The sequence below is a fragment of the Sphingobacterium lactis genome (assembly GCF_011046555.1).
Lineage (GTDB): Bacteria > Bacteroidota > Bacteroidia > Sphingobacteriales > Sphingobacteriaceae > Sphingobacterium > Sphingobacterium lactis.
Genome location: NZ_CP049246.1, coordinates 1,961,610 through 1,988,542, shown reverse-complemented (window position 1 = coordinate 1,988,542; position 26,933 = coordinate 1,961,610). Strand labels below are relative to the sequence as shown.

The following is a 26,933-nucleotide window of genomic DNA, read 5'->3' as shown; positions in this document are numbered from 1 at the left end:
TGTATTAAGGGGAAACCTTCTTCTGTAATCTGTTTGCAAAGAGCAAGTGGGCGACTAATCCTAGCACGGCAAATAGCACCCCAACTAAGCAGACCCCCGTCCAGCCTGCAGCTGACCATGCTTGGCCTCCCACCCAGGATCCAAACGATCCACCAATGAAATAGGAAACCATATAGACCGTATTCAACCTGCTTGTGGCCGGTGTTTTAATGGCAAAATAATCCGATTGATTCATGATGTGGGATGCCTGTAGTCCCAAATCGATCATCACAATCCCGATGACCAGTCCGATATAGTAATTTCCGAGGAAATAGATAAAGAACCAACTTATGAGCAACAGGAAAAGGGAAATGGCGATAATCTTATTACGGCTCCAATGTTGATTCAGTCGACCGACAAAGGCTGCGGCCAGTGCACCTGCGGCTCCGATCAGGCCAAAACTTCCAGCGACGGAAGGTCCCGCCTCAAATGGAGGCTGTTCCAGGTGAAAAGCCAAGGTCGTGAAAACGACGCAAAGTGAGGCAAAGCTCATCGCACCCCGGAATGCTGCGAGCTGCAGGATGGGCTGCGTGCGCGCCAAATCCCAAACCGATTTCATCAAGGACCCATAATTTCCCTTAAAGTTAGGCTTCATTTCCGGCAGCATCCGGTAGATAAAACCCCAGGAAAGCACCATCATCACCGCTGCACCCCAATAGATGCTGCGCCATCCCCAGACATCGCCAACGATACCCCCGATGAAGCGCGAAAGCAAAATTCCCATCAGAAGACCCGACATGACCATCCCGATATTACTGGACCGATTTTCCTCATCCGACAGATCTGCCACCATGGGTACGAAAAGCTGGGGAATAACCGAGGAAAAACCGATCAGGAAACTCGCTGCAGCCATCATCCAAATTGCATCCGAAAGTGCCATCCAGATCAAAGCCAACATGACAAAGATCAAATCGACCAAGATCAACCGCTTGCGGAATAATTTATCACCTAGCGGAATAATCATCAATAGGCCACATGCATACCCCAATTGCGTCAATACGGTAATTCTACTCGCAGCAGCTTCACTCACCTGGAATTCATTCGCAATTTCCGCCAAAAGCGGCTGGTTGTAATAATTGTTTGCAACCACGACTCCGGATACAACCGTCATGAGCCATAAAAGGGATTTTGAAAGTTTAGGATGTGCTACTTTTTCCATGCAGGTGTGTTGTGATTAGCATTGCCCACGTAATACAGAAAATATTTTCTTGAATACGGTGCCTACAATGTAAGCACTAAGATCAGATCTTAAGCATATGGCATAAATATATGACTTTAAAAACACCTAATTGGCGAATACAGCCTATAAATTATTAACCGTAAAATTCACATCGCGATATAACACATTATCCTGAATTGCTCAATTCAACGTATTGAAATCTAATCGTTCTCCACCCCTCAGATTTTATTAAATCCCAAGAATTAATTACCTTATGGCAGCACCTAACTAAAAAGCACGATGGAAAAACTGCGGACCGCTATGGAAGACCTGATCCAGACCAAGATGCCGGATTCAGACTGGGATTTTTTCCAATCCAAGCTTATTTATAAGGAATTTCCGAAAAAACACCGCTTGCTGGACGCTGGACAGACGGAACGGTATCTTTCCTTTACCCTAAAAGGTATCATTCGTTTCTTTATTCCCAATCCGGAATCCGAAACTACGGTCTTCTTTGCCTTTGATGGGTGGTTTACTTCCGTTTACGATTCATTTGTTACGCAGCGGCCCTCCTACTATGCCGCGGAAATATTAGAGCCAACCGCCATGCTACGGATTTCCTATGCCGACCTGCAGGAGGTCTATGCAAAAACCAGTGTGGGAAACCTTATTGGCAGAAAGGCAAGTGAAACCCTTTTTGTTCTGAAAACGCAACGTGAGATTTCCCTGGTCAACCTCACGGCTGAGCAAAGGTACCTGCAGCTGTTAAAAGAACAGCCGCAATATATCCAACAGATTCCCCAAAAACATTTGGCTTCCTATATTGGCATCACACCCCAAGCATTGAGCCGAATTAAGAACAGAACAGCCACGAGTAAAGATTAAACAAATCAGCGAAATACAGGAGTTTACTGTTTTGCTCAATTTGTCAGTATTTGGCAGTCATAACTTATGTCATATTGTCTCAAAATTCATCTATTTTCCCTTCAAGAAAACTGCACAAATCGCAGTAATTGTTTGTTAATTGTCACGAATTAATCAGGTATCGAAATACCTAAACGCTCACTGCATTCAAAGTTAGGCACTTATAAAAATCAGTTGTTTTTTTAATTAATGGGATCCGTTAAAGCGGCTAATACTGGCATAGCAATTGACCACCTGACTATATATGACAATAAAGTCAAATAATTTAAAAAAACAAATTCATGAAAAAAATTTTACTTACATTATCAGCAGTAGCAGTTTTAGGTTTTGCAGCAAATGCACAAACAGAAAAAGGTAAATTTATGCTTGGTGGCCAAGTTAATTACGATGGTCACAACGTAAAAGATTCTGATTTCAAAATAAACTCGCTTAGCATTGTTCCGAATGTAGGTTACTTCGTTGCAGATAACATTGCTGTAGGTTTGGGTTTAGGTTATCAGTGGACCAAAGCTGAGAACAATGAAAATTCTAGCGAAACTGGCTCAGCATTTCAATTAGCACCATTTGGTAGAATGTACAGCAACAATGCAGGACCGGTTAAATTCTTCGGTCAGCTTTCCGTACCTATGTCATGGGGAGAAAGAAAAATCAATGACGACAAAGTATCGACTATTTCTAACTACGGTGTTGAATTGGCTCCTGGTATAGCATTTTTCCCAACTTCCAACATTGGAATCGAATTCAAAGTTAAAGGTCTTTATTTCCAAAGTTCAACCGATAAAGCAGAGGCTACAGACATCGAAACAACTACAAACTCCTACGGCTTAAATGCTAATTCATTAGCACCAACAGTAGGTGTGACTTTCCACTTTTAATAGTAAATAGTCTTTAAAATAAATTTAATTGATTGATTGCCTGTCAGCAAGCTGACAGGCTTTTTTATGGCTATGCATACTATGCTAGTTCTAGCAAAAGTTATCAAGGCATTTTTCTAATGTCTCAACCACTCGGGAATTGCCACTTGGCGCAAGAGGTTCGCCAACTTTACAGCATCCACTTCCTCCGGCCCTACCCACCGGACCTCCTCCAGTTCGGCATTCGCAGACAGGCTCATGGGTATTGGCCTGGCGCACCGAAACACATGCCCACGTACCCGCATACCCCGTTCATTGACCGCATCGGCTTCATGGATCTTTACCAACCTAAAATCCGACTCCTCAAATTCCAGATTCAACTCTTCTCTAAGCTCACGCAGTAATGTGGCCATGGCCGATTCTTGGGGCTCCAATTTCCCACCGGGCAATTGATAATAGGTAGAACCCGTCTTTCGAACTGTTAAAAGTTCATTCCGATCGTTGGTGATGATGCAAACGGCAATTTCTATGTAGTTTTTCAGCTTCATTTCCATAAATATTAAAATAATTACCAATTTTCCATAATAATGGAATGATTTTTACTTATGCTTTTATCGAAATTGAAACAATTGTTTATTTTGCGGCATTTTATCGCAAACCAAAATCAAAACACTAAATATTTAGCATGAGAAAATATGCTTTCTGGTCGGTACTATGTGCCCTATTGATCACTGCATCTTGTAAGATTACCACAAAAAACACCGATACTGCTGCGGAGAAGAGAAAGCAGGACTCCTTGGAACAGATCAAGAAAGCGGAAGAAGCAGAAAAAGCAAGACCGCGTACGGCTGCCGACATAAAATTGGAAAAAGACCTCCAATACGATCAGCATACCTTAGAAGAAACTTACCCGTATAAGGATACCACCCGTCAATTCCAGTTGGAGAAGATCAAGGAGAAATTGGCCTTTGTCGAAAACTTCCAGCGGGCACCACATACCTATGGCGTCCTTCAGAACTATAAAAACAGAAACGGGGAATCGCCAGTGGTGGAAAATTTCGTCAGAAATGCGTATAAACGTGTTTCGGATACCTTGGGAACCGAACGATACCAATCCGCTCCCCTGTATCGGGAAGAAAACAGCGAGAAACCTTCCATTTATGGACGCGATGGTTCCTTGGTTTCCTTGGAAAGCAGTGATACCCTGAAGATGGTCAAAGTGAATGGTATTTCCTTTGAAGGTTCGTGGTTCGTACCAAAGCGATACGTAAAAAATATCGGTGAAGACCTAAAAATTACGCATGTTAACTTCGTGGATGTTACAAACCAAAATATTTTAACCGTCGAAAGAACGGGTGAAAATGAGTGGAAAATCCGCAGTATGAACCCTGCTACTTCGGGTCTCCACAAGCCACCCCACCAAATGGAAACTCCGGTTGGGATATTCATGGTTCAGGAGCAAAAACCGAAGATGTTCTACTTTGGCGACGGTACCAAAACCATTGAGGGATTTGCGCCATATGCGTCCCGATTCACCAATGGAGGCTATATTCATGGGGTTCCGGTAAACAATCCGAAGGGCAAGATCGTCGAATACAGTTGGTCATTGGGAACGACCCCTCGCTCGCACATGTGTGTCAGGAATGCGTCATCTCATGCTAAATTTGTTTACGACACGTCAAAACCATATCAGGCTTTGGTCATAGTCATAGATTAAGCGCTAATTAACACTTTGATTATCATATTTTTCCTAATTTTGTATAAATAGACTAGGAAAATGTGCTTATGAATAAACTATTGCTTATTTCATTATGGGCCCTTGCGACCTCCTCATTCACAGGAGACCTAAACAATCACAAAATCGCCGCCCCTAAGGAAATCAAACAAACGAAGGTAGAGGTAGAGTTAACAAAAGACCCGGTTAGAGCGTTGTATGATGAGATGCACCTCGCGGGGACGATTAAGTGGGAAGCCTTTGAAGAAGCTATGCAAGGCTACAACCAGCTAAACCCAAAAAACAAGAACATCATTACGATTATCGATTTCACCCTGCCTTCCACAGAGAAAAGAATGTATGTGCTCGATCTGAAAGGCAAGAAGATGCTTTACCACAGCTTGGTATCCCATGGGAGAAATTCCGGTGAAAAATTCGCCACGTCGTTCTCCAATAAACATGGATCATTCCAGAGCTCCCTTGGTTTCTACTTTGCTGAAGAGACCTATATGGGTGGTAATGGCTATTCCCTACGCTTAGATGGCCTTGAAAAGGGCATCAACGATCAGGCTCGCCCGCGAGCGGTTGTTGTGCACGGGGCAGATTATGCCAGCGCGAACGTCATCAAATCGACAGGTAGATTAGGCCGCAGCTATGGCTGCCCGGCCCTACCCAGAGAAGTGACGAAACCGATCATCAATACCATCAAAGGCGGTTCATTAATGTACATCTATGCCGGCAACAAACAATACCTCGCCAGCACCAAGATGATCAAGAAAGGACCTGTATTGACGGATAACAAAACATTGATCGCGACGCAGCACGATGAAGTGGAAACTGGTTCGGGAAAAGCAACCCTGAACTAACACTGCAGAAAATGTATGGATAATTTCCTCTGATTGCTGAATAAGCATCAGTACGGATAAGATAGTAATGGAACCCTGAATAAGGGTTCCATTTTTTTGTGTTCGATGCAAAGCTAAGGCGGCTAGTTAAACGTTTATCCATACAATTTCCTTCAAATCTCAAAAACCAGTTAAACAACTAAATATCAATAACATACATAAAAACACGTGTTATATTGCACAAAAAACGCACTGGACTGTCCAATCCTAAAAAAGCTATACACAAAAACAAAGTGTATGGAAACAATAGAAAGAGAGTTTGAGTTCGCTGAGCGGACCAGTAAGAAGCAGCCATTCGACAAGCGTTTGATCCTCCACATGCTGGATCAGATCGAACTTGGGGTCCCCCGCCGGGACCTGATGGAACAGTACGGTGTCTCCGAAGTGAGCCTGATCCGCTGGATGAAGAAGTTCGGGCGACAGCCCATTGGGGCAAAGCGGTATACCACCGAGCTGAAGCGTTCAGTGATCAGGGCGGTCCAGGACGGGATGAGCGCCTACCGGGCGGGGAACACCTTTGATATCTCCTGCGGTACGGTCTCCAGATGGGTCAGGGAATATAAGGGGAAAAATACCGAACTTAGTTCCCCAGAACCCGATGATATGGCCAACAAGAAACCCGTAGACCCCAAAGAGGCAGAGATCCTGGCCCTGAAGAAGGCCCTGGAATATGCAAACCTGAAGATCAGGGCATTGGATACCATGATCGATATTGCCGAGGAACAGCTCAAGATCGACATCAGAAAAAAGTCTGGTGCCAAGCGGTCGTAAAGATCAAACAGGAATCCCCAGCAATGGGGATCCGTTTGATCTGCGGACTGTTTGGCAGAACAAGGCATGCGTACTATGACCGCCAGTGGCGGGTGCAGGATGTCGGACTGAAGGACGAGATCATCCTGCAGCACGTGCTGCGGATACGCAGCGAACAGAAGAGGATCGGTACCCGGAAGCTGCTCCATATGCTCGCCGGCCCCCTGCAGGAACATGGGATCAGGATCGGCCGCGACTATCTCTTCGCCCTGATGAGGGAGCATTCCCTACAGATCAGGGTCAGGAAGAGGAAGGCGGTCACCACCGATTCGCGGCACTGGATGAAGAAGTACAGAAACCTGATAAAGGAACTTGCGGTCGAGCGCCCCGAGCAGGTCTGGGTAAGCGACATCACCTATGTACAGCTCAACCGGCGCTGGGGATATCTGAGCCTGGTCACCGATGCCTATTCCAGAAAGATAGTGGGCTGGGCGTTCAGGGGCGACCTCTCGGCACAGGGATGTATCGATGCCCTGCAGATGGCACTGCAGCAGAGGCAGTATCCGGGAAAGGGACTCATACACCACTCCGATCGGGGTTCGCAGTACTGTAGCAAAGGCTATGTGGATATCCTACGCACCAACGGGATCGGGGTCAGCATGACCGAGAACGGGGATCCCTATGAGAATGCGATAGCCGAACGGGTGAACGGCATACTGAAGGCGGAGTTTGACCTCTACGCATCACAGAGTGGCCTGAGGGAGACCACAAGAAAGATCAGGGAGAACATCAGGGTATACAACAACCTAAGGCCCCACGCGAGCTGTGATTACCTCACACCTGAACAGGCACATATGAGGTCAGGTGCGCTGAGAAAGAGATGGAGACCGAAAAAATATCCAATAGTGCAGAAAGAGTTTGTATAGTACATATAGTATTACCAAATTTGCCTGTATAATCAATTCAGAATTAATCCAATAATTTGTATAGCTATATAAGGACAAGACAGACCTTGTCCGAGGTGAGAGCGTGGTGAGAGCGTACTGAGAGCGTGGTGAGAGCGTGCCTATAGCACGTATCCACCACGGTTAAACCACGGTCGCACCTCGGACGGAAGTCAGACAAGGTTGGGTTTAGGGATTAGCGTGAGTGATATGGGTGCTGACGCATGCCTTGAGCGCAAGAGATCCTCCGCACAACCCTGCCGCACAACTCTTGCGCCAGCGTTGTGCACATGAAATAAGGGAGAGATTTTGGGAGGGAATGCTGGCGCATGCCAAAGGCACAAGAGATCCAGCGCGTAGCCCTGCCGCACAACTCTTGCGCCAGCATTGGGCGGTTGAAATATGGGAGAGATTTTGAGAGGGAATGGGCGCGCAGAGCGCGCCCATTCCCTCTCAAAATCTCTCCTAATCGCGTCAATTCGCACGCTGGCGCAAGTCTCTTGTAGTGGGCTTGTGTAGTGGCGGACTTGTGCCTAAACATGCCGTAGGCACAAAAACATTTTACAGTTCCTTTACCACATTTCGGAAGCAAATATAACGACCTGTTGGGATAGCGCACATGCCAACCCCGGAGGGGTGTAACTATTTTAGAAACACCGCTACAAACCATCAAAACCAGAACGCCCAAGATTTCGTTTGCTTTAGCAAATCGAAATCTTGGGCGTTCTGGCTATTTTTTATATGCCATTCATAGTTACACCCCTCTGGGGTTGCATACGGACTGGAATAGCTTGCTAAAATAGTTACACCTCTAACGAGGTTGTATGACGGGTAAAATATTTAATTCACAAAGCGTTTGGTTATGGAATATGCAATCAAAAGCTGATGGAAAGCCAAATGTCACGGTCCAAGGCACAAGAGATCCTCCGCACAACCCTGCCGCACAACTCTTGCGCCAGCGTTGTGCACATGAAATAAGGGAGAGATTTTTGGGGGGAATGCTGGCGCATGCCAAAGGCACACGAGATCCTCCGCACATGCCTGCCGCACAACTCTTGCGCCAGCGTGAGGGTTCCATCCAAGGCACAAGAGATCCACCGCACATCCCTCCCCCACAACTCGTGCGCCAGCGTGAGGGTCCCATCCAGGGCACAAAAAATCCCTCCAAAAACCGAAGCCCCGTTTCAGCTTGCCAAACAAGCTGGAACGGGGCTTCCGAAAATATATTAAGCTGGACGCTTGTCTTAAGACGAGAAGTAAGCTCTTACGTTCTTTCCTTCCATCCAGTTCATGTAAGCTCTGTTTACGACCTTGTTTCCTCCCGGGGTTGGGTAATCTCCTGAGAAATACCAATCACCTTTGTGGTTCGGGCAGGCGATGTGCAGGTTATCCAGGGTCTGGAAGATCACATCCACATCAGCTTTCAGGTGGTGCGGTTTGATGATCCTACCGATTTCCTGCGAAATCTGGTCATCGGTGAACGGTTCATAAATGGCCTTCACGTAGTTTTCTACCTGTTCGCTTGGCAAGGTAACCGATGCCAAACATTTCTGATAGACCTCGTCGATAACGTGTGCCAGTCCGTTTTTGCGCAATAGGGAAATTGCGGCTTCAAAGGCTACGAACTCGCTCATTCTTGACATATCGATACCGTAACAATCCGGATAGCGAATCTGTGGAGCCGAAGAGACAATTACGATCTTCTTCGGATTCAGGCGATCCAGAATGGTCAGGATACTTTGTTTTAGGGTCGTTCCGCGAACGATGGAGTCGTCAATTGCGACGATTGTGTCTTCATGGTCACGCACAATACCGTAAGTCGTGTCGTACACATGCTGCACCATATCCTGACGGTCTGCATCCTGCGTAATAAAGGTACGCAGTTTCGCATCTTTCACGTTCAATTTCTCGAAGCGCGGTCTCATCTCCAATACATCGTTCAATTCCTCATCGGAAATCTTATCTGCACGGTTCAAGAGCGCATCTTTCTGGCAGGCACGTACATATTCGTTCACCCCGTCCATCATTCCGTAGTAGGACACTTCTGCCGTATTCGGGATAAAGGAGAACACGGTGTTCTTGATATCCTTATCGATGCTCTTCAGCACCTGTGGGATCAATAATTTACCTAGGGCCTTACGTTCCTGATAGATATCCGCATCGGAACCACGTGAGAAATAGATGCGTTCGAAAGAACAGGATTTCTGTTCCACCGGTTGTCTGAACATTTCTTCAGTCACCGTTCCATCTTTTTTAGCGATCAGGGCATGTCCCGGTTTGATTTCCTTTACAGAACCCAAAGGCACGTTGAATGCTGTCTGGATCACTGGTCTTTCGGATGCCACGACCAAGATTTCATCATCCTGGTAATAGAATGCCGGGCGGATACCTGCTGGATCACGCATTACGAATGCATCACCGTGGCCAAAGATACCGGCAATGGTATAACCACCATCCCAGGTCTTCGCCGAACGGGTCAATATTTTGGCAACATCAAGATTCTTGGCGATCTGTGCACTGATCTCGATATTGGATAATCCTTCTTGTTTGAATTGGTCGAACAGTTTTTGGTTCTCTTCATCTAGGAAGTGACCTATTTTCTCTAATACGGTTACCGTATCGGCCTGTTCTTTCGGGTGCTGTCCCAAATCGTACAGTTGCTGCAAGAGCTCGTCTACATTGGTCATGTTGAAGTTACCCGCAACAACGAGATTTCTGGACATCCAGTTGTTCTGTCTTAAGAAAGGGTGACAGCTCTCGATGCTGTTCTTACCATGTGTGCCATAACGCAAGTGTCCCAAAAGAACCTCTCCCGTAAAGCTTACATTATCCTTCAACCATTGGGTATCTTTGGATTCCTCCGGATACGCCTTGTTTACTGCCGCAAATTTCTTCTGAACGTATTCGAAGATCTCGGACACAGCGGATGAACCCATTGCTCTATATCTGGAGATATACCGGTTTCCGGGTTTCACATCGAATTTAATCGTTGCGATACCGGCGCCATCCTGACCACGGTTGTGCTGCTTTTCCATAAGCAGGTACAACTTATTGATCCCGTAATAGGGCGTGCCGTATTTTTCCTGATAATAAGAGAGGGGTTTTAGAAGTCGGATGAGCGCGATTCCGCACTCGTGTTTTATAGCGTCACTCATAGCTTGAATTGATGGCACAAAGGTACGGATTTTTGGAAAAAACTCCGATACATATCAATGTAAAAAAATGTGCCATCAACCTGAAAAATTCATCAGTCCTCAAACTGGCTCTTTACCTGCCTGGATTGCGTGATTTCGAGATATCTTTCGCGACGGGAAAGGAATTCTTCCTTCTCCACGCGGCGCCAGGTCATGTAACTATTTACGTATTCCCCATCCGAAAGAATGGGCTCCACCGATTTAAGATAGAGGATATCACCTTCAAAGTCCAATTTACGTTCCTGAACCTGTCCCTCCCAGTTGGGAAAGGACGATGTAGAAATCGAGTACAGCACGGTCGCATTGGAGCTATCGATCTGATAGGTCCCTGCAAAGGCGATAAAGCCCTTCACCTGCTCTTGGATCTCTTCGCCACTTGCGAGATAGCGGTCCTCAGATTGGTATTTGTTACGTTCAGCGTTGGAAATCTGTACAGACATGTGCCCGTCTGCACCGTAAATGAGAATTCCTTTCGGGCTTTGCCCCATCGGGAATTTGGAATCAGCACCCTTGATCGGTACTTCTATATAGGAAAGTAGTTGCCATGTGCCAACTAATTCATTCTTCAATGTTGTCATTTAGGGGTTTGTTGTTTGCCTCTATAACGGCTGTTTTTAAATTATAGTTTGTAACAATACTTATATAGATATTTTCATGACAATTATATCATGCGTACCTTTATGAAAACAACATCCAGACCAAATCGTGTGATTTTTTGGGTTTAAATTTTAATAGACTGATGATGAGTGCAAATTGTTTATGTGGATCGTCCCTACCCTATGTTTCCTGCTGTGAAATCGTGCATCAGGATGCCCGAGCAGCCCTTTCTGCCGAAGCCTTGATGCGTTCGCGCTATACCGCATTTGCCCTGCAGCTGATCGATTTCCTTTATGACACCTTCCACCCCAGTACCCGCAGATTCCAGGACAAAAAGGCCATTGCACAATGGAGTCGGGAGAACCACTGGCAGGGATTGGAGATTCTCCGTGCAACGGAAAACACCGTCGAGTTTAAAGCGCATTATATCGACCAACAGGGCAATCCTGCTGTCCACCACGAGAAGTCCAGATTCCAGAAAACTCAGGGCACCTGGTATTACGTCGATGGAAAAGAACTACAATAAATTAAAAAATAAGTCCTTGGGTTCGTGACATTTATTGAATTTTAGTAAATTAGGATTAGAAACTAATTAAAATTAAATATGGGAAAGTTTGTAATATCATTACGGAAAAATGGCGAGTTCCAATTTAACCTGAAAGCTTCCAATGGTCAAGTGATCTTAAGTAGTGAAGGCTACACCACCAAAGCGGCCTGCGAAAACGGGATCGCTTCGGTCAAGAAAAATGCGCCGGATGTGAAGAGATTCGATAAGCTGACGGCAAAGAACGGAAAGTTCTATTTCAATTTAAAAGCGGGGAACGGCCAGATTATCGGCACAAGTGAGATGTATGAGAGCGAAGCTGGACGAACAAACGGAATGAAATCCGTACAGGAGAATGCTCCTGAAGCGAATGTGGACGACACTACGCTTTAATCGTGCAGATATACGAAATTAAAAAGCCGCTTTAAAAATTTTAAAGCGGCTTTTTATTTGGATTAATAGTCCTACCAGATTACGATACGTTTATCTTTAGGAACATATAGTTTATCACCTTCTTTGGTATCGAAAGCTTTGTGGAAAGCGTCCAAGTTGATGATCGGACCCACTGCACGGTATTGTGCCGGCGAATGCGGGTCTGTTTTCACTTGGTTCACCACGAACTCATCCGTAGTCTTTGTACGCCAGATCGTTGCCCAAGATAGGAAGAAGCGCTGATCTTGTGTATATCCATCGATCAATCCTGGATTTCCTTTATCTTTCAGGTACATCTGAAGCGCATCGAATGCCACCGATGAACCACCAAGGTCACCAATGTTTTCACCCAATGTAAAACGACCGTTCACAAATACACCCGGTACTGGCTCATAGGATTCGAACTGTGCAACAAGTGCATCAGCAGCTGCTTCAAACTTCGCTTTGTCCTCAGCAGTCCACCAGTTGTTCAGGTTTCCGTTTCCATCGTATTGTGATCCAGAATCGTCAAATCCGTGGGATAGCTCATGGCCGATTACCGCACCGATACCACCGAAATTAACCGCAGGATCCGCTTTGTAGTCGTAGAATGGCTTCTGCAAGATTGCTGCAGGGAAAACAATCTCGTTGAACAATGGGCTGTAATAAGCATTTACGGTCTGTGGACTCATACCCCACTCCGACTTGTCAACTGGTTTTCCTTGTTTCGCCAAGTTTTCACGGAAGCTCCAACGCTGGATGTTATGCACATTCTCGATCAGGGAGTTGCCAACAGTTAGCGTTGAATAATCCTTCCATTTGTCCGGGTATCCGATCTTCACGGTAAATTTGGACAATTTTTCCAATGCTTTTTCTTTTGTTGCTGGGGACATCCAAGCCAGGTTATTGATGTGAACATCAAATGATTTGATCAGGTATTTCACCAATTCCTCACATGCTGCCTTCGCTTCTGCAGGGAAATTATCTTTTACGTATAATTTACCCAAAAGCTCGCCTACATTGCCATTCACGAATTCCAACCCGCGTTTATCCAATGCACGCTGTTCTTTCTGTCCTCTCAATTTCTTGCCATAGAAATCAAATGATAATTCATCCAATTCCTTAGTTAGGTAACCTGTCGCGTCATCCATAATGTGGAACTTCAAGTATTCCTTGATGACAGGTAAGTTTTCCTGATTGACGATCTTATCCAAGTTCTGGTAATATTTAAGCTCGCCGATAATCACGGTATCCGCTTTGAAACCCATAGTCTGCAGGTATTTCTGCACATCCATGTTCTTAACCATCTTACCCAGATCATTCACCGCAACCGGGTTGTAACGTTTCTGCGCATCGCGTTGCTCTTCAACCGTCTTTAGGTTCGAAGCGATCAATTTCTCGAATGCGACAACTTTAGGACCTTTTAGGTCACGTGTTTTAGGCTCTACCTTATTGTACAGGCTATTGATGTATTGTTGGTAGTTTCCAAGTGTTTCGGTGTTCTTCGCATCCTCTTTTTGGTAATAGGAACGTCCAAGACCCAAACCGCCACCGCCAAGGTACACTGCGTTCATGTTGCTGTTCTTCATGTGGGCATAGACATAGCCACCAAAGAATGGGTTACCGCCAATTTCCGCATACTTCAGGAAGTAATCATACAGTTCCTTCATGTTGCTGATCTTATCGATATCCTGCAATTGTTGCTGTATTGGAGCAATGCCCAATTTATTACGGGTATCGAAATCCACATAGGATTTGTAAAGGTCCGCAATCTTCTGACCGTCGGTGCCCTTATCAAACTTGGTGTCCAACGATTCCTTTAAGATCTGGAGGGTAGCCTCATCGGTATTCTCGCGAAGCTCATCAAAGGATCCCCAACGTGCTTTGTCGGAAGGAATTTCGACAGTTTTCATCCAATTACCATTCACGTAATTGTAGAAATCATCCTGAGGACGTACAGATTTGTCCATGTAGGATGGGTTGATTGCATGTTGTTCCTGCCCGAAGACATAGACAGAACTAGCCAACAATGCAGCCGCTAATACGTATTGTTTCATAATAAACCATTTATTTTGTTCTAAAAACTTCGGTAAGTTTTCACACAAACATAACGATTCTGAAAAAATGTTGAAGTAACGATGCTTATATAATTCATCTTATTTCGATAAATCACCAATTATTTGCTTATTTGCAAGGCATGTTTATCGAAATCGAAGGCACATATTACGAATTGGTCGGCACATCGGAGGCCGGAATCCGCATTGCCCGCACCGGTGCCCAGAAAAACATCATCTATGCACAACCAGGGATTTCCATGGACGAAATCAAAGCCTATATCCGCCAATTCGGCAAGGAACAGGCAGCCGATCCAACAGAAGACGAAGAAAGACTATCCTTTTTCACCTTGGAACTTTTCGATAAGAAATATAACGTCCGACTGCTACCTGACAGTTACCAGAAACCCTTCATTAAAAAAGAACTTATCCTTGCCGGCGCCAATCTCTTCAGGCGAAGGGAAAGATCAAAAATCGAAGAAGATATCCGGTCGCAGCTCTTTGAGCAAACGATTTTGGATCTCGTGGGTTCATGGGAAGAGGAGCTGGGCATTTTGGTCGCTCAGGTTTCCTTTCGGAAACTGAGCAGAAGCCACTACACCATGCAGCAGGACCTTAAACAACTTACTTTCAGTAAGCACAATGTCCTGCTCAGCAGGCGACTGAACGAATACATCGTTGCCATGGCCATGACCGATTTGGTGGATCCAACACTGCAAACCAGCACATTTTGGAACAGCCATTTCCCGGACTGGCGGCAATTGGAAAAATATTTAAACTATGGAAGCTAAAGAATTTGAATTCAACATCCCCATTTCCCAAGAGCAGATCGGTTCGCTGGAGATCGAACCTCAGACGCTCCTGGACTTTATCCCTGCAGCGCAGACCGACAAACTAAAGGATTTCGTGTTCGACGCCTTGGGCAATAAAGATGGTAGCCCGGAGGTGGGCAACCTGAAAGTTGCAAAATTCAAGTTCGATAAAGCAAAGAATAAAGGTAGCTTTCGGCTGAAATTCGACATCGACCGCAGGTACTGTTGTTCCGATACGGAAAGCTGCAGCAGCGATTACGTGGATTTTGTCTTTACGACAGCAGGGAAGAACATGCTCGCCAAGGGAAATTATTTCGATTGGACGCTGAACAATTAGAGGAACAATTAGAGCACAAAAAAATAGCGGGACCCGAAAATGGTCCCGATATTTTTTTGGATTATGGGTGTTCACTACCCGAATACCTCGTTCAGTTCTTTTGCCAAACGGAGCCCAGCTTTCAGCAAAGCATTTTCCATAGGCTCTTTGAAACGGAAGATATAATCGTAGGAAAGCTTATTGTTCTTTGCTACATCATCGTAGATGATATTGGCCAATTGGTGCGACTCATACAACCAATCCTCAAAAGTTGAGTTGGTGTACTGTTTATAGAAATATTTTTCATAATCCAATACGCGTGCATATTCGGAATAGGAATATTTCTCGTTATCCACGAGGTCGCTGTCCCAAATGCGGTGGATATTGCCCTCACGGCCGAAGAAAGTCACAGGAATACGGTTACCTCCAAGATCCTCTGCCCGACTCACGTGCATCGGTTGGTGCGCATCACCCAACAGGTGCACCATAAAATAAAATGCCTGCTGGCGCTGTTCCAGCGTCAGCTCCTTGTTGACTACATCCTGTCTTACTCTTTTATAAGCTTTATAAAGGTTTTGTTCCGGAGAATTCTGCAGTTCCACCAGGAATTGTGCATGCGTGAGGTTGCCTAGTGTATTCAGGAAATGCCACGATCCCGTTTTCAGGAGCAGGGTATCTGGCGAGGATTTGATAAAATCTGCCCAATTTGACCAATAGGCAATTTTCTGATGGCCAATCAAGCGTTCGATATTGCGCTTGGCTTTTCTGCTCAGGTGTTTCTCCGCGATTTCAGAGATCACGCGGTGCCCTGTCATGCCCCATGCGAATGCCTGCTGACTAAACGACAGCAACATAAAGAAAAGCATTACTCTACCTACAATTTTCATATACTTTAATATTTAAACATTTCAAATCCATATTGCGCCGTAGACCAGAAACTATCCAGCGCCATGATACGTGGCTTAAAGAAGGAAATCAGCGCAGGCCAATCTTGCTGGTTGAAGATACTGGATCCGCGGATCTCGGTGTATATCCGGGCAGTAGCCTTGCCATATTCATCGTAATATTCCGCATCCCAAATCCATTCCTCCCCCAACTCGGCATGTAGCACGGTTCGATATTCCTGGAATTGTTCGAAGATCAAGGCCCGAATGCCGGCGTCCGAATCGGCAATGACAATTCCGATCTGCGCAACCTTGTTGCTCGCATCCATCCGGAAATACAGGTTGCGGATCCCCGTTTTGTAATTGACCCATGTTACCTTTTCGCCATCTGCAGAAGGCACAGGTGCCATATACTGGCCGAAACTCGTCCAAAAGGATTCTTTGATCTTCTTTGCTTCTTCTCTTGAATACAATTTTCTAATTTTAATGCAAAACTAGGAATCTCCTTAAACTTTTAATGGGTTTAAGCTGTTTTCCCATAAAATAATTACGATGGACAAAAAGAAAACCCTGATAACCTTATCTGCCGTTGCCCTGGGATCGGTAATCTACAATTACCTACGCCCCGTTCGATCCGAAGTGGAAGTCATCCATAATTTCGACCTGGAAAAATACCTCGGCACGTGGTATGAGATTGCCCGATTGGATTTCTTCTGGGAGAAGGACCTCAAGGATGTCACTGCGACCTACAGTAAAAACGAAGATGGCTCCCTGAAAGTGGAAAATAGCGGTGTACATATTCGGACAGGAAAACAGAAAACCAGTATCGGCAAGGCCAAGTTACTGGGGGCACCCAATGAAGCTGCCCTCAAAGTCTCATTTTTTGGCCCTTTCTATTCCGGATACAATATCGTTCGATTAGACGAAGACTATCAGGATGCGTTGGTATTCGGCGATGACCTCGACCATATGTGGATTCTTTCTCGCGAGAAAACCATTTCCCAGACGCGGAAGGAACTCTACTTGGCTTATGCTGAGGCCTGCGGCTATGACATCAACAAATTGACCTGGACCATCCAGGAGGCTTAGCGCTGAACGCGCTAGCCAAAGATGGATTGGATAAGCTGATAGTTCAATGTTGGATCTTGGGCCACCGACACGGCGATCTCTTTTTGATCTGCTGAGGTGATGACATTCCCCAGTCCAGCATTGAATGATTTCACCAACAGCTCCGCCCCTTCCAATTTATCTGCCAGAAGAATGAGGCCCGAACCGACATAAAAGTTCAGGATTGAGGCCGCAAACTCCCCAAATACCTCAAATGTAAATGGCTGATTCTGTGCCTGTAGCGATTTAAAGAATTTCTCGAAATCACCCGTGATCATACTGTGCTGTTCCTTTGTTAACATGCGGCAAAAATAAGAGTTTAGTGCAACATGGCGCGGATAATCGGCATAAAATTAACTAACAGATAGAATTGCGCCATAGAAAAAGAGCTCCACCTAGGTGAAGCTCTTTCCATTTATGCAGCAGAGTGCTGCGATAATTCAGTTATAGAGATAATGGAATTATTATTTTCTTACACTGATTGCTACCCTTCTGTCTTTCACACGGTCAGATTCAGGAGCTTCAGCAGGGAACTCAGCAAATTGAGAACCATAGCCTTCTGTAGCAATTACGCGATCGCCAACACCTTTGGTATCAAAAGCATTCTTTACAGCCATTGCTCTATCGTTGGATAGTTTTTTATTGATGGCTTCATCACCAGTTTTATCGGTATAACCACCAACTTTCACTTTTGCATCCGGGAATGCATTCAGGATCGCTACGAGGTTATCCAATTGCACTTGGCTTTCCGGTAGGATGTTCGCCGTACCCAATTCGAAGTTTAAGTTATCGAAATCGAACCAACGATCTTTAAGTTCCTCATCGGAAAGTGTTTTGTAATCGGAGTTTAGGAACTGTACCAATTGATCTTCGATACCACCTTTGTAGGCATTGATCGTTACATCATTCGGTAGAGTTACCATAATGCTCTCGCGTACGATCGTGTCCGCAGGTGTAACAGGTACTGTTGATACCACCGTATCGGTAATCATGGTGTCCACACTGGTAGAATCTGTCAAGGCTGCATCTTCGCGGTTACATCCTTTTCCGAAGAAGAACCACAACAACAATAGGATAATCGGGATCAATAGCCACCATAGGCCTGCTCCTTTTTTCCTTTCCTCTGCAGGCGGCAATGCCTGTACAGGTTCGCGTGTAGGTCTAGGATCTACGTGCGCCGTTGTAGGCACGATCGGATCTTCCACAACCACATCCCTAACTGGATCAACAATTGGTTCCACACGACCCAAAGTCGGATCATCCGAAAGCATATTCAACGGTAATCCCGCAGGAAGTGCCTTTAGGAAATTCGACCGGTTGTTGTTCAGGTCAGCTTCGATGGAAGTTGTATCCCAACGCTGTCCATTACTTGTCAATGCACCAACTACCGCTGGCAATCCTGCCGAAAACAGACGGATCAAGCTGTTGGTATTGATACCCAAGAAACTTGCCGTATTCGGGATGATCTGATCGAACGAACCGCCGAATAACGAACTCAAAACCGAACGTGTGTTATCACCATCCTGAGGAACTGCTTGCTCAGGAGGACTGAAACGGGTCACATCCGAAAAGTTAAAACCTGAAAACCTGGACCGCAATGTATCCAAAATATTCTTTAACCCACCGCCCGAGTGACGCTGAAAACCTAAGAATAAGGTCGGTAAAACAGTGTCAATACCTCTTCTCACTTCGTCATTGGACAGGTTCTCCTGACCGGCTAGATGACTAAATGTTTGCTCGTTGAAATATGAACGGGCAAGATCTAATAAATTATTTTCCATAACTTTTGTTTATAGTTTACATTAGACAACACCTACTGTAACATTTTGTTTGCAACTCGCCAGAATTTATAATTAACATTATCTTAATACGAGAAGACTATTTTTGTAATCGAACTAAATACATTCGCATGAAATCAAATATTTTCAAATTAATCATTGCCTTTTTTATTTTCGTTGGAACGGCCTCCGCGCAGAAACAACCGAAATACATTTTCTTTATGATCGGTGATGGTATGGGGCTTGCCCAAGTACATTCCGCTGAACTTTACCAAGCATCCCTGGACAATAAGAATACATTCTACCCTACTGTTTTCAGTCAATTCCCGTATGCTACATTTGCTACTTCGCATTCCCTATCGCATGGAGTTACCGATTCAGGTGCTGGTGGTACGGCCCTGGCGGTAGGTCACAAAACTAAAAACGGTGTGATCGCTATGGATAGTGCAGGCGTAAAGCCATATAAGAGCATTGCCTACCTGGCGAAAGAAAAAGGAATGAAAGTCGGCATTACGACCAGTGTAAGTATTGACCATGCTACACCAGCATCTTTCTATGCAACGCAACCCGATCGTGACATGTACTATGAGATCGGTCAGGACATCATCAAGTCCAACTTTGATTTCTTCGCGGGATCTGGTTTTCTAAAACCGAACACCAATGCCAAGAAAGAAGAAGTAGCGCCACTTTTCCCACAGCTGGAAAAAGCAGGTTACAAATTGGTGTATGGACTGGATGAATACAACAAAGCAAAATCGAGCGCACAGAAGCTGATTTTGATGAACAAAAAAGGAACTGACCCTGTATCCTTAAAATATGCCATCGACCAAAAGCCAGGTGATTTGAACCTTGCAGAGATCACATCTGCAGCGATTGAATCATTGAGCAAAGGTGATCAAGGCTTCTTCCTGATGGTAGAAGGCGGAAAGATCGACTGGGCATGTCATGCCAATGATGGTGCGACTTCAATCCAAGAAGTTTTGGACTTCAATAGATCCGTGGAGAAAGCTTATGAATTCTACAAGAAACATCCTGAAGAAACACTGATCATTGTTACGGCGGATCATGAAACTGGTGGAATGGCCGTGGGTAATGGCAGCTCGACCTTACGTCTAAAAAACCTGCAGAACCAAAAGGTATCGCAAGAGCAGTTGACGGTATTGATCAATGAATTCCGCAGCAAGAATGAAAATGCAAGCTGGGATCAGTTGAAAAACTTCCTGGGTGAACATTTGGGTCTTTGGAAATCCATCAAAATTTCCGAAGATGATGAAGAGGATTTACAGGAAGCATACCACAAGAGCTTTGTTGAGCACAAGAACGAAACCAGCAAAAGTATGTATGCAGTAAACGATAAGATCGCTGCACTTGCGGTTAAGGCCGTGAATAAAGCATCTTCCATGAGCTTTGCATCTTCAAACCACTCAGCGGCGTATATTCCCGTTTTTGCGATTGGCGTCGGTGCTGAACAATTCCACAAGAAAATGGATAATACAGACATCCCGAAAACGGTTTCCACTATCGCTGGATGGCAGCTACCATAAGACGTAAGGCTATCTAGTCAATACGCTAATTAAAGCATAAAGAAGTCGGCTTGGAGGCCATAAATCTCCAAGCCGACTTTTTTTGCACCCATGCGATCACACTGTGGCCTGATTACCAACACTTGCCGGTGCTAGATACATCAGCATATCCGCGCGGACCTCACATTTGTATTTCGTCTCTCCCTCCCGATCCTCATATTTGCGATTCGTTAATATCCCTTGGATCAACCAGAGACTTCCCTTGGTTCCGTATTTACGCATTTCCTCACAAAGGGGACCCCAAATGGTAATGGTATGCCAATGGGTAACCTGCAACTGTTCACCATTCCCTTTTTTGCGCGAAATATTTGTCGCCAGATTGACCATGCAATAATTCGAACCGTTTACGGAGGTCCGAATTACCGCATCCGCACCTAATCTACCTAATAATTGTACTGAATTCTTGAAAGTTGCCATAAGTTTATATTTATTTATTTGATAATATTTTTCTAAAAACTATATTAGAGTTTCTTTATTTAACCGATTCAAATTTCGGTATCAAAGAAAATCGTAGTCGGGTATAAAATATTTACTTTCGACTACAATCGTTTCTAAACAATTAAAATTGGTTAACATCAAAAAGATGGACAGAAAAAGATGTATTGAATGCACAGAGCCTATCTATGGCAGGTCGGATAAGAAATTCTGTAATGACAGCTGCCGCAATGCCTACAACAACAAGTTGAACAGCACCAATTACAATATCCTGCGGGATATCAACAATCATCTCCGCAGGAATAGACGCATTCTCCAAGAATTGTTAGGAGAAGAAAAGATGACCAAGGTAAAAAGGCACAAACTGATGAAATTTGGCTATTCTTTTCAATACCATACCCATAACCTGACGACGGCCAAAGGGCATGATTATACCTTCTGCTATGAGTATGGTTTTTTAGAGATTGAGGAGGACCTCTTTCTGATTGTCAAGAGCAAGGATAAAAAGGAACAGCCAAAAGAAAAGAACATCGCCATCGAAAAAAATGGCGAACAGGAACCTCATTGATAAGTTGGTATGCTTAAAAAAGGAAAAGGAAGGCTTACAGCCTTCCTTTTATATATTATCTTGTAAATTATCGTAAATTTCCCTTAGCGTACAGGCACTTCCATTAGTAGGAATTCCGCGTGTGTATCTGCTTTGATCTTGATATCATGCGCCCCAAGTACACCAAGGCCATCACGGGTATTCAACTTCTGCCCCTCCACATCCAATTCACCATTCAGCACAAAGATATACAATCCATTTTCAGCGTCTTTCATCACATACTGACGGGCATTTCCCGCATCGAAATCGGCAATATGGAACCAAGCATGTTGATGGATCCATACCCCAGCATCATCAGCATCTGGAGATAATATTTGCAGGAAATTATTCTTTGCTGCATCGTAATCTATGGTTTGTTGATCATACCGGGGTTCTACATCCTGTTTATCCGGAATTACCCAGATCTGCAAGAATTTAACCGGTTCGGATTCGCTGTGGTTGTACTCGCTATGTTCTATTCCCGTTCCGGCGCTCATGACCTGGATATCGCCCTTTTTGATTACCGAACCGGTACCCATGCTATCGTTGTGGGCCAACTCACCTTCAAGGGGAATACTGATGATTTCCATGTTGCTGTGCGGGTGCCGACCGAAGCCCATTCCGGGCGCCACGAAATCGTCATTCAGAACGCGCAGTGCGCCAAAATTCATGCGCTCTGCATTCATATAACCTGCAAAGCTGAAAGTATGATTTGATTTTAACCAACCGTGGTCCGCATGTCCTCGGGTATCAGCTGGATGATAGATAAATTTTGCCATGTCTATTTTGTCCTTTCCTTAGTATAACACAAAAATGCGGGTTTGGGTTTATATCCCTCTTGATATAGGATAAGAAATCACAGCAGGTCTTCATCTCGGAAACTGAAGTATCCGGTGTCGGAGATGATGATATGGTCATGGACCTTCAATTCCATGAATTCAGCTGCAGATTTGATCTTCTTGGTAATTTTCTTATCAGCCTCACTGGGTTTCAATGTCCCAGCAGGGTGATTGTGGAAAAGGATAAGTGAGGTGGCATTGCACAGGAGTGCGGCTTTCAAGATCATACGGACATCAACAGGTGTAAAATCCGCCCCACCCTTGCCGATAAACTGGGTCTGCAAAACCTTACACCCGGTATTCAGATAGACTACCCAAAATTCCTCGTGGCCAAGATCCTGGAGTTTGTACCGGAGGAATTGATAAGCTTTCGACGAGGAATTCAATTGGGCCCGCTCTGCCGCATCGGTCTCCTGGCGGCGCCGGCCCAATTCCAGAGCTGCAACGATCGTGATGGCCTTTGCCGAACCTATTCCCTTAAATTCCATCAGTTCCGATACCTCCAACCGGGAAAGCCGGAATAAGTCATATTCCACACTCGCCAGTATCCGCCGACAAAGATCCACCGCGGTTTCTTTATTGGTGCCAGAACCTATCAGGATGGCCAACAGCTCCGCATCCGTTAATGCGCGCCGGCCCTGTTCCAGAAGCTTCTCCCTTGGCCGATCCGACAGCGACCATTCCCGGATTATCTGATGTGACAAAACAACATGATTAGAAAATAAATTACCTGAAAGTAAAATTAAAGAATATCACACAAACCATCAACATGAATATCAATCAGTTAACGGCATTCCTTTAGAATTAAGAGAGAAACCTTATCTTTGTAGCCTATTAATCAGAAAAAAAGGTAAGTAATCATGAGTAAAGCGATTATTAAAACAGAAAAAGGCGACATGACTGTGCAGTTCTACACAGAAGATGCTCCAAATACAGTTGCGAACTTTATTAAATTGGCAAAATCAGGATATTATGACGGTTTGACTTTCCACCGTGTTATCCCAGATTTCGTAATCCAAGGTGGTTGTCCGAACACACGTGAAGGCGCAACAGGTATGCCAGGCACAGGTGGCCCGGGTTACAAAATTGACTGTGAATTAGACGGAAACAACCAATACCACGACCGTGGTGTACTTTCCATGGCACACGCTGGAAGAAATACAGGAGGTTCCCAATTCTTTATCTGCCATAGCCGCAACAATACTGCACACTTGGACCGCAACCACACGTGCTTCGGTAAAGTGATCGAGAATGTAGACCTTGTGGACGATATCCGTCAAGGAGACCGTATTTTAGGAGTAGAAGTTATAGAAGATTAATACCGATAAAAAAATGAACTTAAGAGGATTAGTATCAGTTACTGGTAAACCAGGACTATTTAAATTGATCGGTCAGAATAAAGGTGGATTCGTATTGGAATCCTTGGATGCTGCCAAAGTAAAATCCGTTGTCAATCTTTCGACAACCAAGATGGCAACCCTAGAGGACATCACCATCTACGGTGAGGATGATGAAATCCGCTTGATGGATGTATTGGAAACTATCAAAACGAATGGTGGCAATACGCCAGATCCAAAAGCAGACGGTGATACGCTCCGCAATTTCTTCAGAGAGGTTGCGCCAAATCACGACGAAAGCCGTGTATATACCTCAGATATCAAAAAGATCATCTCTTGGTACAACATCATTAAAGAATTGCCATTGTTTGACGAGGAAGCTCCAGAGCCAATCGCCTAACGATCAAGCGAAGATAATAGAAGGGTTGTCCATTTGTGTGGGCAACCTTTTCTTTTTTACGCAGATTAACGAAATTAAACTTTTCTTTAACAAAGCTTGTTATATGAATAGTTTTCAAAATTCCTATATTTAGTAGGAATAGGACAGATTTCAAAAGCTTAACCGCAAAATATATGCTCAACACAACAGATCAACAGATAGACAACCATACAGACCCAATCCAGTCATTCTGGGATTGGTTTGCGGAAAATAGCGACGAATTTTTCCAGATCATCCAAAGCCACGATCAGGTAGAGGAAAGACTGATCACAAAGTTGGGCGCTCAGTTAAATGCGCTCCACCCGTCCCTTTATTTTCTGGTGGGCTTGGAAGATGATGGAAAAGCCCATCTATACATTACTCCAGAAGGTGTCGTACAACATGTGGCCTACGCCGAAAAGATGGTTGACGCAGCGCCTGCGCTGCCCAACTGGTCCTTCAAAGCCCTGAAACCGGGCACCAAGAAGTTGGAATTTGAAATCCGCACAGAAGGCTTGACCTTCGGCAAGAACAACTTGCAGTTCTACCCCATTGTCAACCCGAATTTCCCCGACAAGATCGACCTGATGTTTGTATACGACTCCTTTCACCCAGAATCCTATCAGGAGATATTGAACGGCACTTTCCTCTTCCTGGATAGTTTTCTTGGAGAAGAAGTGATGATCAACACCGTAGATCATATCGAAGTTCGTGGCCCCGGTGCCGATATCGAGGAACTTATTCCTTTGGAGAAACTCCCGGACTACCTCAATTGGCGGGAAAAGGAATTCGTCGAAAAATACCAGGAGATCACCTATGACCCTACCGACGATTCCTACACGGGATTTGAAGGAACGACACAGGAAGATATGCCTATTATATCCACTATAAACACCACTGTCCTCAATTGGGACCATAAAGCGTCCCACCCTTGGATATTGGTGATCATGAATGAATATATTCCGGCAAATGAGAGCGGATTCCCCGATGCCGACACTTTCGACCTGATGGTCAGCGTGGAGGAAAAAATCGAAGAACGCCTGATGCAACGACCGGGTTTTATCTTTTTGGGGACAGAAACGGTTAACGGCATCCGCGAGGCTTTCTTTGCCTGCCGGGATTTTCGCTATGCATCGGAAGTTATGGATGAATTTATCGAAGCGTACGCAGATAAATTGAATATGCGTATGGAGTTTTTTAAGGATCGGTATTGGCAATCCTTTGAAAAATACAGACAGGCGAATCACCTGGAAGATTAGGCATGGACAAGCAATTGCGAATACGTCCCTATCAGATAACTGATCTCGAAGACATACTGACTATATTTGACAGCAATGTCCCTCAGTATTTTGCAGCATCTGAACGTGCGGATCTCATTAGGTATCTTCAGGAAGAGATAGCTGATTATTTTGTGGTCCTGCAACAGGATCGACTCATTGGCGCCGGAGGGATCAACTACGATGCGGATGGTACTACCGCGCGACTCAGTTGGGATTTTATCGACCAGAATTTCCAGAAAAGTGGTGCGGGAACTTTCCTGACCCACTATCGGATTCAGCATGCGTTGGCCAAGGAAAACATCGACACCATCATGGTACGCACCTCCCAATTGGCGGAGGCGTTCTATGCAAAACAGGGTTTCCACGTTCTGGAACGCATCACCGATTATTGGGCCCCTGGATTTGATATGGTCAACATGCGGTACCAACCGTAAAACGGCCGATTCGTAAAATAGCCGTTACTTTTTTGTCACCTAGCGATTATGTAACAAATGATACACAGCCGTTTAAATATTATCCTGAAATTTGTCCCTACAATCGGGAGGCACCTGTGTATCTGTACATTTTCTTCATAGATTTTACAATATGGATAAAGAATACTGGAATGCACGTTGGGAGAACCAACAAACGGGATGGGATATCGGCTATGCTTCAACGCCTATCGTCACATTTTTCAACACTTTTCCGGATAAGGATGCGAAAATCCTGATTCCAGGCTGTGGGAATGCCTATGAGGCAGCGCATTTGCTTGAAGCTGGCTTTACCAATATTACGTTAATCGATATTGCCCCTCGAGCGATAGCCCAGGTCAAGGAACGATTTACCGGACAGCAGATTGAGATCCTTTTGGGAGACTTCTTCGATCTGAAGGGAGATTTCGACCTGATGCTGGAGCAGACGTTCTTCTGCGCACTGGAACCGTCGCAACGCCCCGATTATGTGAAACAGGCTTCGCGCCTCTTGGAACGAAAAGGAGGAGAAATCGTAGGTGTGCTCTTCGACGTAACATTTGAAAAGGAAGGTCCACCGTTTGGGGGAAGTGCTGAAGCGTACGAACAATTGTTTGAAAAAGAATTCACCATCCGGAAATTGGAACCTTGCTACAACAGCATTGGACCAAGGCAGGGTACGGAATTATTTATAAGAATGGCGTATAAAAATGGATAAAGTTAAAACATATGTTGCCCAATGGAATGTCATGCGCATTTTGCGCTTGATTATGGGGATTATTATTGTGGTGCAGGGAATTAAGGCAGACATGTGGTTGATCATCATTTTGGGTGTGTTGCTCTGTGCGTTGCCTCTATTCAATATCGGTTGTGGGCCAAATGGGTCCTGTAGTATTCCCCGAAGGGATTAATGGAAAGCTTATAGAACGACTATTTAACTTTCAATTGATGTTTACCTACATCTACCTTGAAAAACCAACATATTAGAAGTAAATAGTATATAGTAATATAGTTAGTGTG

Annotated in this window: 31 protein-coding genes; 19 read left to right on the top strand and 12 right to left on the bottom strand. The window is 44.8% G+C overall.

The window, feature by feature from the left end; translation table 11 throughout:
- Positions 1-4: 4 nt before the first annotated feature.
- Positions 5-1,198, bottom strand: coding sequence for an MFS transporter (locus G6N79_RS08595; RefSeq protein ID WP_103907867.1), 1,194 nt, complete (start codon positions 1,196-1,198; stop codon positions 5-7).
- Between the two features lie 300 nt (positions 1,199-1,498).
- On the opposite strand from G6N79_RS08595, the gene G6N79_RS08590 reads away from it, so the two are divergent.
- Together G6N79_RS08590 and G6N79_RS08585 are read left to right on the top strand one after the other, a co-directional pair.
- Positions 1,499-2,083 (top strand): Crp/Fnr family transcriptional regulator, encoded by a 585-nt coding sequence (locus G6N79_RS08590; protein WP_103907866.1) that lies wholly within the window; start codon positions 1,499-1,501, stop codon positions 2,081-2,083.
- A gap of 320 nt (positions 2,084-2,403) precedes the next feature.
- A complete protein-coding gene (locus G6N79_RS08585) occupies positions 2,404-2,997 on the top strand; it encodes an outer membrane beta-barrel protein (protein WP_103907865.1) in 594 nt (197 codons plus the stop codon).
- Positions 2,998-3,113: 116 nt separating this feature from the next.
- On the opposite strand, the gene G6N79_RS08580 is transcribed toward G6N79_RS08585, so the two are convergent.
- Complete coding sequence (locus tag G6N79_RS08580; protein ID WP_160003822.1) at positions 3,114-3,524, bottom strand: NUDIX hydrolase; 411 nt, start codon at positions 3,522-3,524, stop codon at positions 3,114-3,116.
- Positions 3,525-3,661: 137 nt separating this feature from the next.
- On the opposite strand from G6N79_RS08580, the gene G6N79_RS08575 reads away from it, so the two are divergent.
- The 4 genes from G6N79_RS08575 (at position 3,662) to G6N79_RS08560 (ending at position 7,271) form a co-directional block, all read left to right on the top strand.
- On the top strand, positions 3,662-4,693 hold the full coding sequence (locus G6N79_RS08575; RefSeq protein ID WP_103907863.1) for a L,D-transpeptidase: 1,032 nt from the start codon (positions 3,662-3,664) through the stop codon (positions 4,691-4,693).
- 68 nt (positions 4,694-4,761) lie between these two features.
- Positions 4,762-5,556 (top strand): murein L,D-transpeptidase catalytic domain family protein, encoded by a 795-nt coding sequence (locus G6N79_RS08570; RefSeq protein ID WP_164527207.1) that lies wholly within the window; start codon positions 4,762-4,764, stop codon positions 5,554-5,556.
- 276 nt (positions 5,557-5,832) lie between these two features.
- Positions 5,833-6,366, top strand: coding sequence for a transposase (locus G6N79_RS17535; protein ID WP_146060690.1), 534 nt, complete (start codon positions 5,833-5,835; stop codon positions 6,364-6,366).
- Positions 6,367-6,389: 23 nt separating this feature from the next.
- Entirely contained in the window at positions 6,390-7,271 is an 882-nt protein-coding gene (locus tag G6N79_RS08560; protein WP_164527198.1) for an IS3 family transposase, read from the top strand.
- Positions 7,272-8,533: 1,262 nt separating this feature from the next.
- Here the strand turns inward: G6N79_RS08560 and G6N79_RS08555 are convergent.
- Both G6N79_RS08555 and G6N79_RS08550 read right to left on the bottom strand, forming a co-directional pair.
- Positions 8,534-10,444 carry an amidophosphoribosyltransferase gene (locus G6N79_RS08555; RefSeq protein WP_103907520.1) on the bottom strand — a complete coding sequence of 637 codons (1,911 nt, stop codon included), beginning with the start codon at positions 10,442-10,444 and terminating at the stop codon, positions 8,534-8,536.
- A gap of 92 nt (positions 10,445-10,536) precedes the next feature.
- A complete protein-coding gene (locus G6N79_RS08550; RefSeq protein WP_103907519.1) occupies positions 10,537-11,061 on the bottom strand; it encodes a lipocalin-like domain-containing protein in 525 nt (174 codons plus the stop codon).
- Between the two features lie 164 nt (positions 11,062-11,225).
- On the opposite strand from G6N79_RS08550, the gene G6N79_RS08545 reads away from it, so the two are divergent.
- Both G6N79_RS08545 and G6N79_RS08540 read left to right on the top strand, forming a co-directional pair.
- Positions 11,226-11,606 (top strand): YchJ family protein, encoded by a 381-nt coding sequence (locus G6N79_RS08545; protein WP_103907528.1) that lies wholly within the window; start codon positions 11,226-11,228, stop codon positions 11,604-11,606.
- Positions 11,607-11,684: 78 nt separating this feature from the next.
- The gene (locus tag G6N79_RS08540) at positions 11,685-12,017 is read left to right on the top strand and encodes a YegP family protein (protein ID WP_103907518.1); all 333 of its coding nucleotides are present in this window, start codon (positions 11,685-11,687) and stop codon (positions 12,015-12,017) included.
- A 71-nt stretch (positions 12,018-12,088) separates the two neighbouring features.
- On the opposite strand, the gene G6N79_RS08535 is transcribed toward G6N79_RS08540, so the two are convergent.
- On the bottom strand, positions 12,089-14,092 hold the full coding sequence (locus tag G6N79_RS08535) for a M13 family metallopeptidase (protein ID WP_103907517.1): 2,004 nt from the start codon (positions 14,090-14,092) through the stop codon (positions 12,089-12,091).
- 140 nt (positions 14,093-14,232) lie between these two features.
- Here G6N79_RS08535 and G6N79_RS08530 point away from each other — a divergent pair, with 140 nt between their 5' ends.
- Together G6N79_RS08530 and G6N79_RS08525 are read left to right on the top strand one after the other, a co-directional pair.
- Positions 14,233-14,880 (top strand): SprT family zinc-dependent metalloprotease, encoded by a 648-nt coding sequence (locus tag G6N79_RS08530; RefSeq protein ID WP_103907516.1) that lies wholly within the window; start codon positions 14,233-14,235, stop codon positions 14,878-14,880.
- Positions 14,870-15,238, top strand: coding sequence for a hypothetical protein (locus tag G6N79_RS08525; RefSeq protein ID WP_103907515.1), 369 nt, complete (start codon positions 14,870-14,872; stop codon positions 15,236-15,238). The genes G6N79_RS08530 and G6N79_RS08525 overlap by 11 nt, the downstream gene beginning before the upstream one ends.
- Before the next feature lie 74 nt (positions 15,239-15,312).
- On the opposite strand, the gene G6N79_RS08520 is transcribed toward G6N79_RS08525, so the two are convergent.
- Positions 15,313-16,104, bottom strand: coding sequence for a S1/P1 nuclease (locus tag G6N79_RS08520; RefSeq protein ID WP_103907514.1), 792 nt, complete (start codon positions 16,102-16,104; stop codon positions 15,313-15,315).
- A gap of 5 nt (positions 16,105-16,109) precedes the next feature.
- Complete coding sequence (locus G6N79_RS08515) at positions 16,110-16,574, bottom strand: DUF4268 domain-containing protein (protein WP_234993258.1); 465 nt, start codon at positions 16,572-16,574, stop codon at positions 16,110-16,112.
- A 79-nt stretch (positions 16,575-16,653) separates the two neighbouring features.
- Between G6N79_RS08515 and G6N79_RS08510 the strand changes: the two genes are divergently transcribed.
- On the top strand, positions 16,654-17,190 hold the full coding sequence (locus G6N79_RS08510; protein WP_103907513.1) for a lipocalin family protein: 537 nt from the start codon (positions 16,654-16,656) through the stop codon (positions 17,188-17,190).
- Positions 17,191-17,201: 11 nt separating this feature from the next.
- Here G6N79_RS08510 and G6N79_RS08505 read toward each other — a convergent pair whose 3' ends face one another.
- Together G6N79_RS08505 and G6N79_RS08500 are read right to left on the bottom strand one after the other, a co-directional pair.
- Complete coding sequence (locus G6N79_RS08505; protein WP_103907512.1) at positions 17,202-17,510, bottom strand: hypothetical protein; 309 nt, start codon at positions 17,508-17,510, stop codon at positions 17,202-17,204.
- A 162-nt stretch (positions 17,511-17,672) separates the two neighbouring features.
- On the bottom strand, positions 17,673-18,989 hold the full coding sequence (locus G6N79_RS08500) for an OmpA family protein (RefSeq protein WP_103907511.1): 1,317 nt from the start codon (positions 18,987-18,989) through the stop codon (positions 17,673-17,675).
- Positions 18,990-19,117: 128 nt separating this feature from the next.
- Here G6N79_RS08500 and G6N79_RS08495 point away from each other — a divergent pair, with 128 nt between their 5' ends.
- The gene (locus G6N79_RS08495) at positions 19,118-20,530 is read left to right on the top strand and encodes an alkaline phosphatase (RefSeq protein ID WP_103907510.1); all 1,413 of its coding nucleotides are present in this window, start codon (positions 19,118-19,120) and stop codon (positions 20,528-20,530) included.
- 96 nt (positions 20,531-20,626) lie between these two features.
- On the opposite strand, the gene ssb is transcribed toward G6N79_RS08495, so the two are convergent.
- A complete protein-coding gene (gene ssb, locus G6N79_RS08490) occupies positions 20,627-20,986 on the bottom strand; it encodes a single-stranded DNA-binding protein (protein WP_103907509.1) in 360 nt (119 codons plus the stop codon).
- A gap of 166 nt (positions 20,987-21,152) precedes the next feature.
- Here ssb and G6N79_RS08485 point away from each other — a divergent pair, with 166 nt between their 5' ends.
- A complete protein-coding gene (locus G6N79_RS08485; protein ID WP_103907526.1) occupies positions 21,153-21,572 on the top strand; it encodes a hypothetical protein in 420 nt (139 codons plus the stop codon).
- Positions 21,573-21,655: 83 nt separating this feature from the next.
- Here the strand turns inward: G6N79_RS08485 and G6N79_RS08480 are convergent, their stop codons facing one another.
- Positions 21,656-22,369: a pirin family protein gene (locus G6N79_RS08480; RefSeq protein WP_103907508.1), complete on the bottom strand. Its 714-nt coding sequence runs from the start codon at positions 22,367-22,369 to the stop codon at positions 21,656-21,658.
- Positions 22,370-22,446: 77 nt separating this feature from the next.
- Positions 22,447-23,133 (bottom strand): RadC family protein, encoded by a 687-nt coding sequence (radC, locus tag G6N79_RS08475; RefSeq protein ID WP_103907507.1) that lies wholly within the window; start codon positions 23,131-23,133, stop codon positions 22,447-22,449.
- A gap of 156 nt (positions 23,134-23,289) precedes the next feature.
- On the opposite strand from radC, the gene G6N79_RS08470 reads away from it, so the two are divergent.
- The 6 genes from G6N79_RS08470 (at position 23,290) to G6N79_RS08445 (ending at position 26,824) form a co-directional block, all read left to right on the top strand.
- Positions 23,290-23,748 carry a peptidylprolyl isomerase gene (locus tag G6N79_RS08470; RefSeq protein ID WP_103907506.1) on the top strand — a complete coding sequence of 153 codons (459 nt, stop codon included), beginning with the start codon at positions 23,290-23,292 and terminating at the stop codon, positions 23,746-23,748.
- 13 nt (positions 23,749-23,761) lie between these two features.
- Entirely contained in the window at positions 23,762-24,166 is a 405-nt protein-coding gene (locus tag G6N79_RS08465) for a DUF5606 family protein (RefSeq protein WP_103907505.1), read from the top strand.
- A 173-nt stretch (positions 24,167-24,339) separates the two neighbouring features.
- Positions 24,340-25,443 carry a DUF695 domain-containing protein gene (locus tag G6N79_RS08460; RefSeq protein WP_103907504.1) on the top strand — a complete coding sequence of 368 codons (1,104 nt, stop codon included), beginning with the start codon at positions 24,340-24,342 and terminating at the stop codon, positions 25,441-25,443.
- A 2-nt stretch (positions 25,444-25,445) separates the two neighbouring features.
- A complete protein-coding gene (locus G6N79_RS08455; protein ID WP_103907503.1) occupies positions 25,446-25,898 on the top strand; it encodes a GNAT family N-acetyltransferase in 453 nt (150 codons plus the stop codon).
- 151 nt (positions 25,899-26,049) lie between these two features.
- A complete protein-coding gene (locus G6N79_RS08450; protein ID WP_103907502.1) occupies positions 26,050-26,631 on the top strand; it encodes a methyltransferase domain-containing protein in 582 nt (193 codons plus the stop codon).
- The gene (locus G6N79_RS08445; protein ID WP_103907501.1) at positions 26,624-26,824 is read left to right on the top strand and encodes a hypothetical protein; all 201 of its coding nucleotides are present in this window, start codon (positions 26,624-26,626) and stop codon (positions 26,822-26,824) included. The genes G6N79_RS08450 and G6N79_RS08445 overlap by 8 nt, the downstream gene beginning before the upstream one ends.
- Positions 26,825-26,933 lie beyond the last annotated feature (109 nt).

What these genes read in the sequence shown, in the direction of transcription:
- G6N79_RS08470 (WP_103907506.1), top strand. Translation starts at nt 23,290, where the DNA reads ATGAGTAAAGCGATTATTAAAACAGAAAAAGGCGACATGACTGTGCAG.
- G6N79_RS08495 (WP_103907510.1), top strand. Translation starts at nt 19,118, where the DNA reads ATGAAATCAAATATTTTCAAATTAATCATTGCCTTTTTTATTTTCGTT.
- G6N79_RS08575 (WP_103907863.1), top strand. Translation starts at nt 3,662, where the DNA reads ATGAGAAAATATGCTTTCTGGTCGGTACTATGTGCCCTATTGATCACT.
- G6N79_RS08525 (WP_103907515.1), top strand. Translation starts at nt 14,870, where the DNA reads ATGGAAGCTAAAGAATTTGAATTCAACATCCCCATTTCCCAAGAGCAG.
- G6N79_RS08450 (WP_103907502.1), top strand. Translation starts at nt 26,050, where the DNA reads ATGGATAAAGAATACTGGAATGCACGTTGGGAGAACCAACAAACGGGA.
- G6N79_RS08545 (WP_103907528.1), top strand. Translation starts at nt 11,226, where the DNA reads ATGAGTGCAAATTGTTTATGTGGATCGTCCCTACCCTATGTTTCCTGC.
- G6N79_RS08540 (WP_103907518.1), top strand. Translation starts at nt 11,685, where the DNA reads ATGGGAAAGTTTGTAATATCATTACGGAAAAATGGCGAGTTCCAATTT.
- G6N79_RS08595 (WP_103907867.1), bottom strand. Translation starts at nt 1,198, where the DNA reads ATGGAAAAAGTAGCACATCCTAAACTTTCAAAATCCCTTTTATGGCTC.
- G6N79_RS08590 (WP_103907866.1), top strand. Translation starts at nt 1,499, where the DNA reads ATGGAAAAACTGCGGACCGCTATGGAAGACCTGATCCAGACCAAGATG.
- G6N79_RS08480 (WP_103907508.1), bottom strand. Translation starts at nt 22,369, where the DNA reads ATGGCAAAATTTATCTATCATCCAGCTGATACCCGAGGACATGCGGAC.
- G6N79_RS08535 (WP_103907517.1), bottom strand. Translation starts at nt 14,092, where the DNA reads ATGAAACAATACGTATTAGCGGCTGCATTGTTGGCTAGTTCTGTCTAT.
- G6N79_RS08585 (WP_103907865.1), top strand. Translation starts at nt 2,404, where the DNA reads ATGAAAAAAATTTTACTTACATTATCAGCAGTAGCAGTTTTAGGTTTT.
- G6N79_RS17535 (WP_146060690.1), top strand. Translation starts at nt 5,833, where the DNA reads ATGGAAACAATAGAAAGAGAGTTTGAGTTCGCTGAGCGGACCAGTAAG.
- G6N79_RS08560 (WP_164527198.1), top strand. Translation starts at nt 6,390, where the DNA reads ATGGGGATCCGTTTGATCTGCGGACTGTTTGGCAGAACAAGGCATGCG.
- G6N79_RS08500 (WP_103907511.1), bottom strand. Translation starts at nt 18,989, where the DNA reads ATGGAAAATAATTTATTAGATCTTGCCCGTTCATATTTCAACGAGCAA.
- G6N79_RS08465 (WP_103907505.1), top strand. Translation starts at nt 23,762, where the DNA reads ATGAACTTAAGAGGATTAGTATCAGTTACTGGTAAACCAGGACTATTT.
- G6N79_RS08505 (WP_103907512.1), bottom strand. Translation starts at nt 17,510, where the DNA reads ATGTTAACAAAGGAACAGCACAGTATGATCACGGGTGATTTCGAGAAA.
- G6N79_RS08445 (WP_103907501.1), top strand. Translation starts at nt 26,624, where the DNA reads ATGGATAAAGTTAAAACATATGTTGCCCAATGGAATGTCATGCGCATT.
- G6N79_RS08460 (WP_103907504.1), top strand. Translation starts at nt 24,340, where the DNA reads ATGCTCAACACAACAGATCAACAGATAGACAACCATACAGACCCAATC.
- G6N79_RS08530 (WP_103907516.1), top strand. Translation starts at nt 14,233, where the DNA reads ATGTTTATCGAAATCGAAGGCACATATTACGAATTGGTCGGCACATCG.
- G6N79_RS08510 (WP_103907513.1), top strand. Translation starts at nt 16,654, where the DNA reads ATGGACAAAAAGAAAACCCTGATAACCTTATCTGCCGTTGCCCTGGGA.
- G6N79_RS08555 (WP_103907520.1), bottom strand. Translation starts at nt 10,444, where the DNA reads ATGAGTGACGCTATAAAACACGAGTGCGGAATCGCGCTCATCCGACTT.
- G6N79_RS08520 (WP_103907514.1), bottom strand. Translation starts at nt 16,104, where the DNA reads ATGAAAATTGTAGGTAGAGTAATGCTTTTCTTTATGTTGCTGTCGTTT.
- G6N79_RS08570 (WP_164527207.1), top strand. Translation starts at nt 4,762, where the DNA reads ATGAATAAACTATTGCTTATTTCATTATGGGCCCTTGCGACCTCCTCA.
- G6N79_RS08580 (WP_160003822.1), bottom strand. Translation starts at nt 3,524, where the DNA reads ATGAAGCTGAAAAACTACATAGAAATTGCCGTTTGCATCATCACCAAC.
- G6N79_RS08485 (WP_103907526.1), top strand. Translation starts at nt 21,153, where the DNA reads ATGGACAGAAAAAGATGTATTGAATGCACAGAGCCTATCTATGGCAGG.
- G6N79_RS08550 (WP_103907519.1), bottom strand. Translation starts at nt 11,061, where the DNA reads ATGACAACATTGAAGAATGAATTAGTTGGCACATGGCAACTACTTTCC.
- G6N79_RS08455 (WP_103907503.1), top strand. Translation starts at nt 25,446, where the DNA reads ATGGACAAGCAATTGCGAATACGTCCCTATCAGATAACTGATCTCGAA.
- ssb (WP_103907509.1), bottom strand. Translation starts at nt 20,986, where the DNA reads ATGGCAACTTTCAAGAATTCAGTACAATTATTAGGTAGATTAGGTGCG.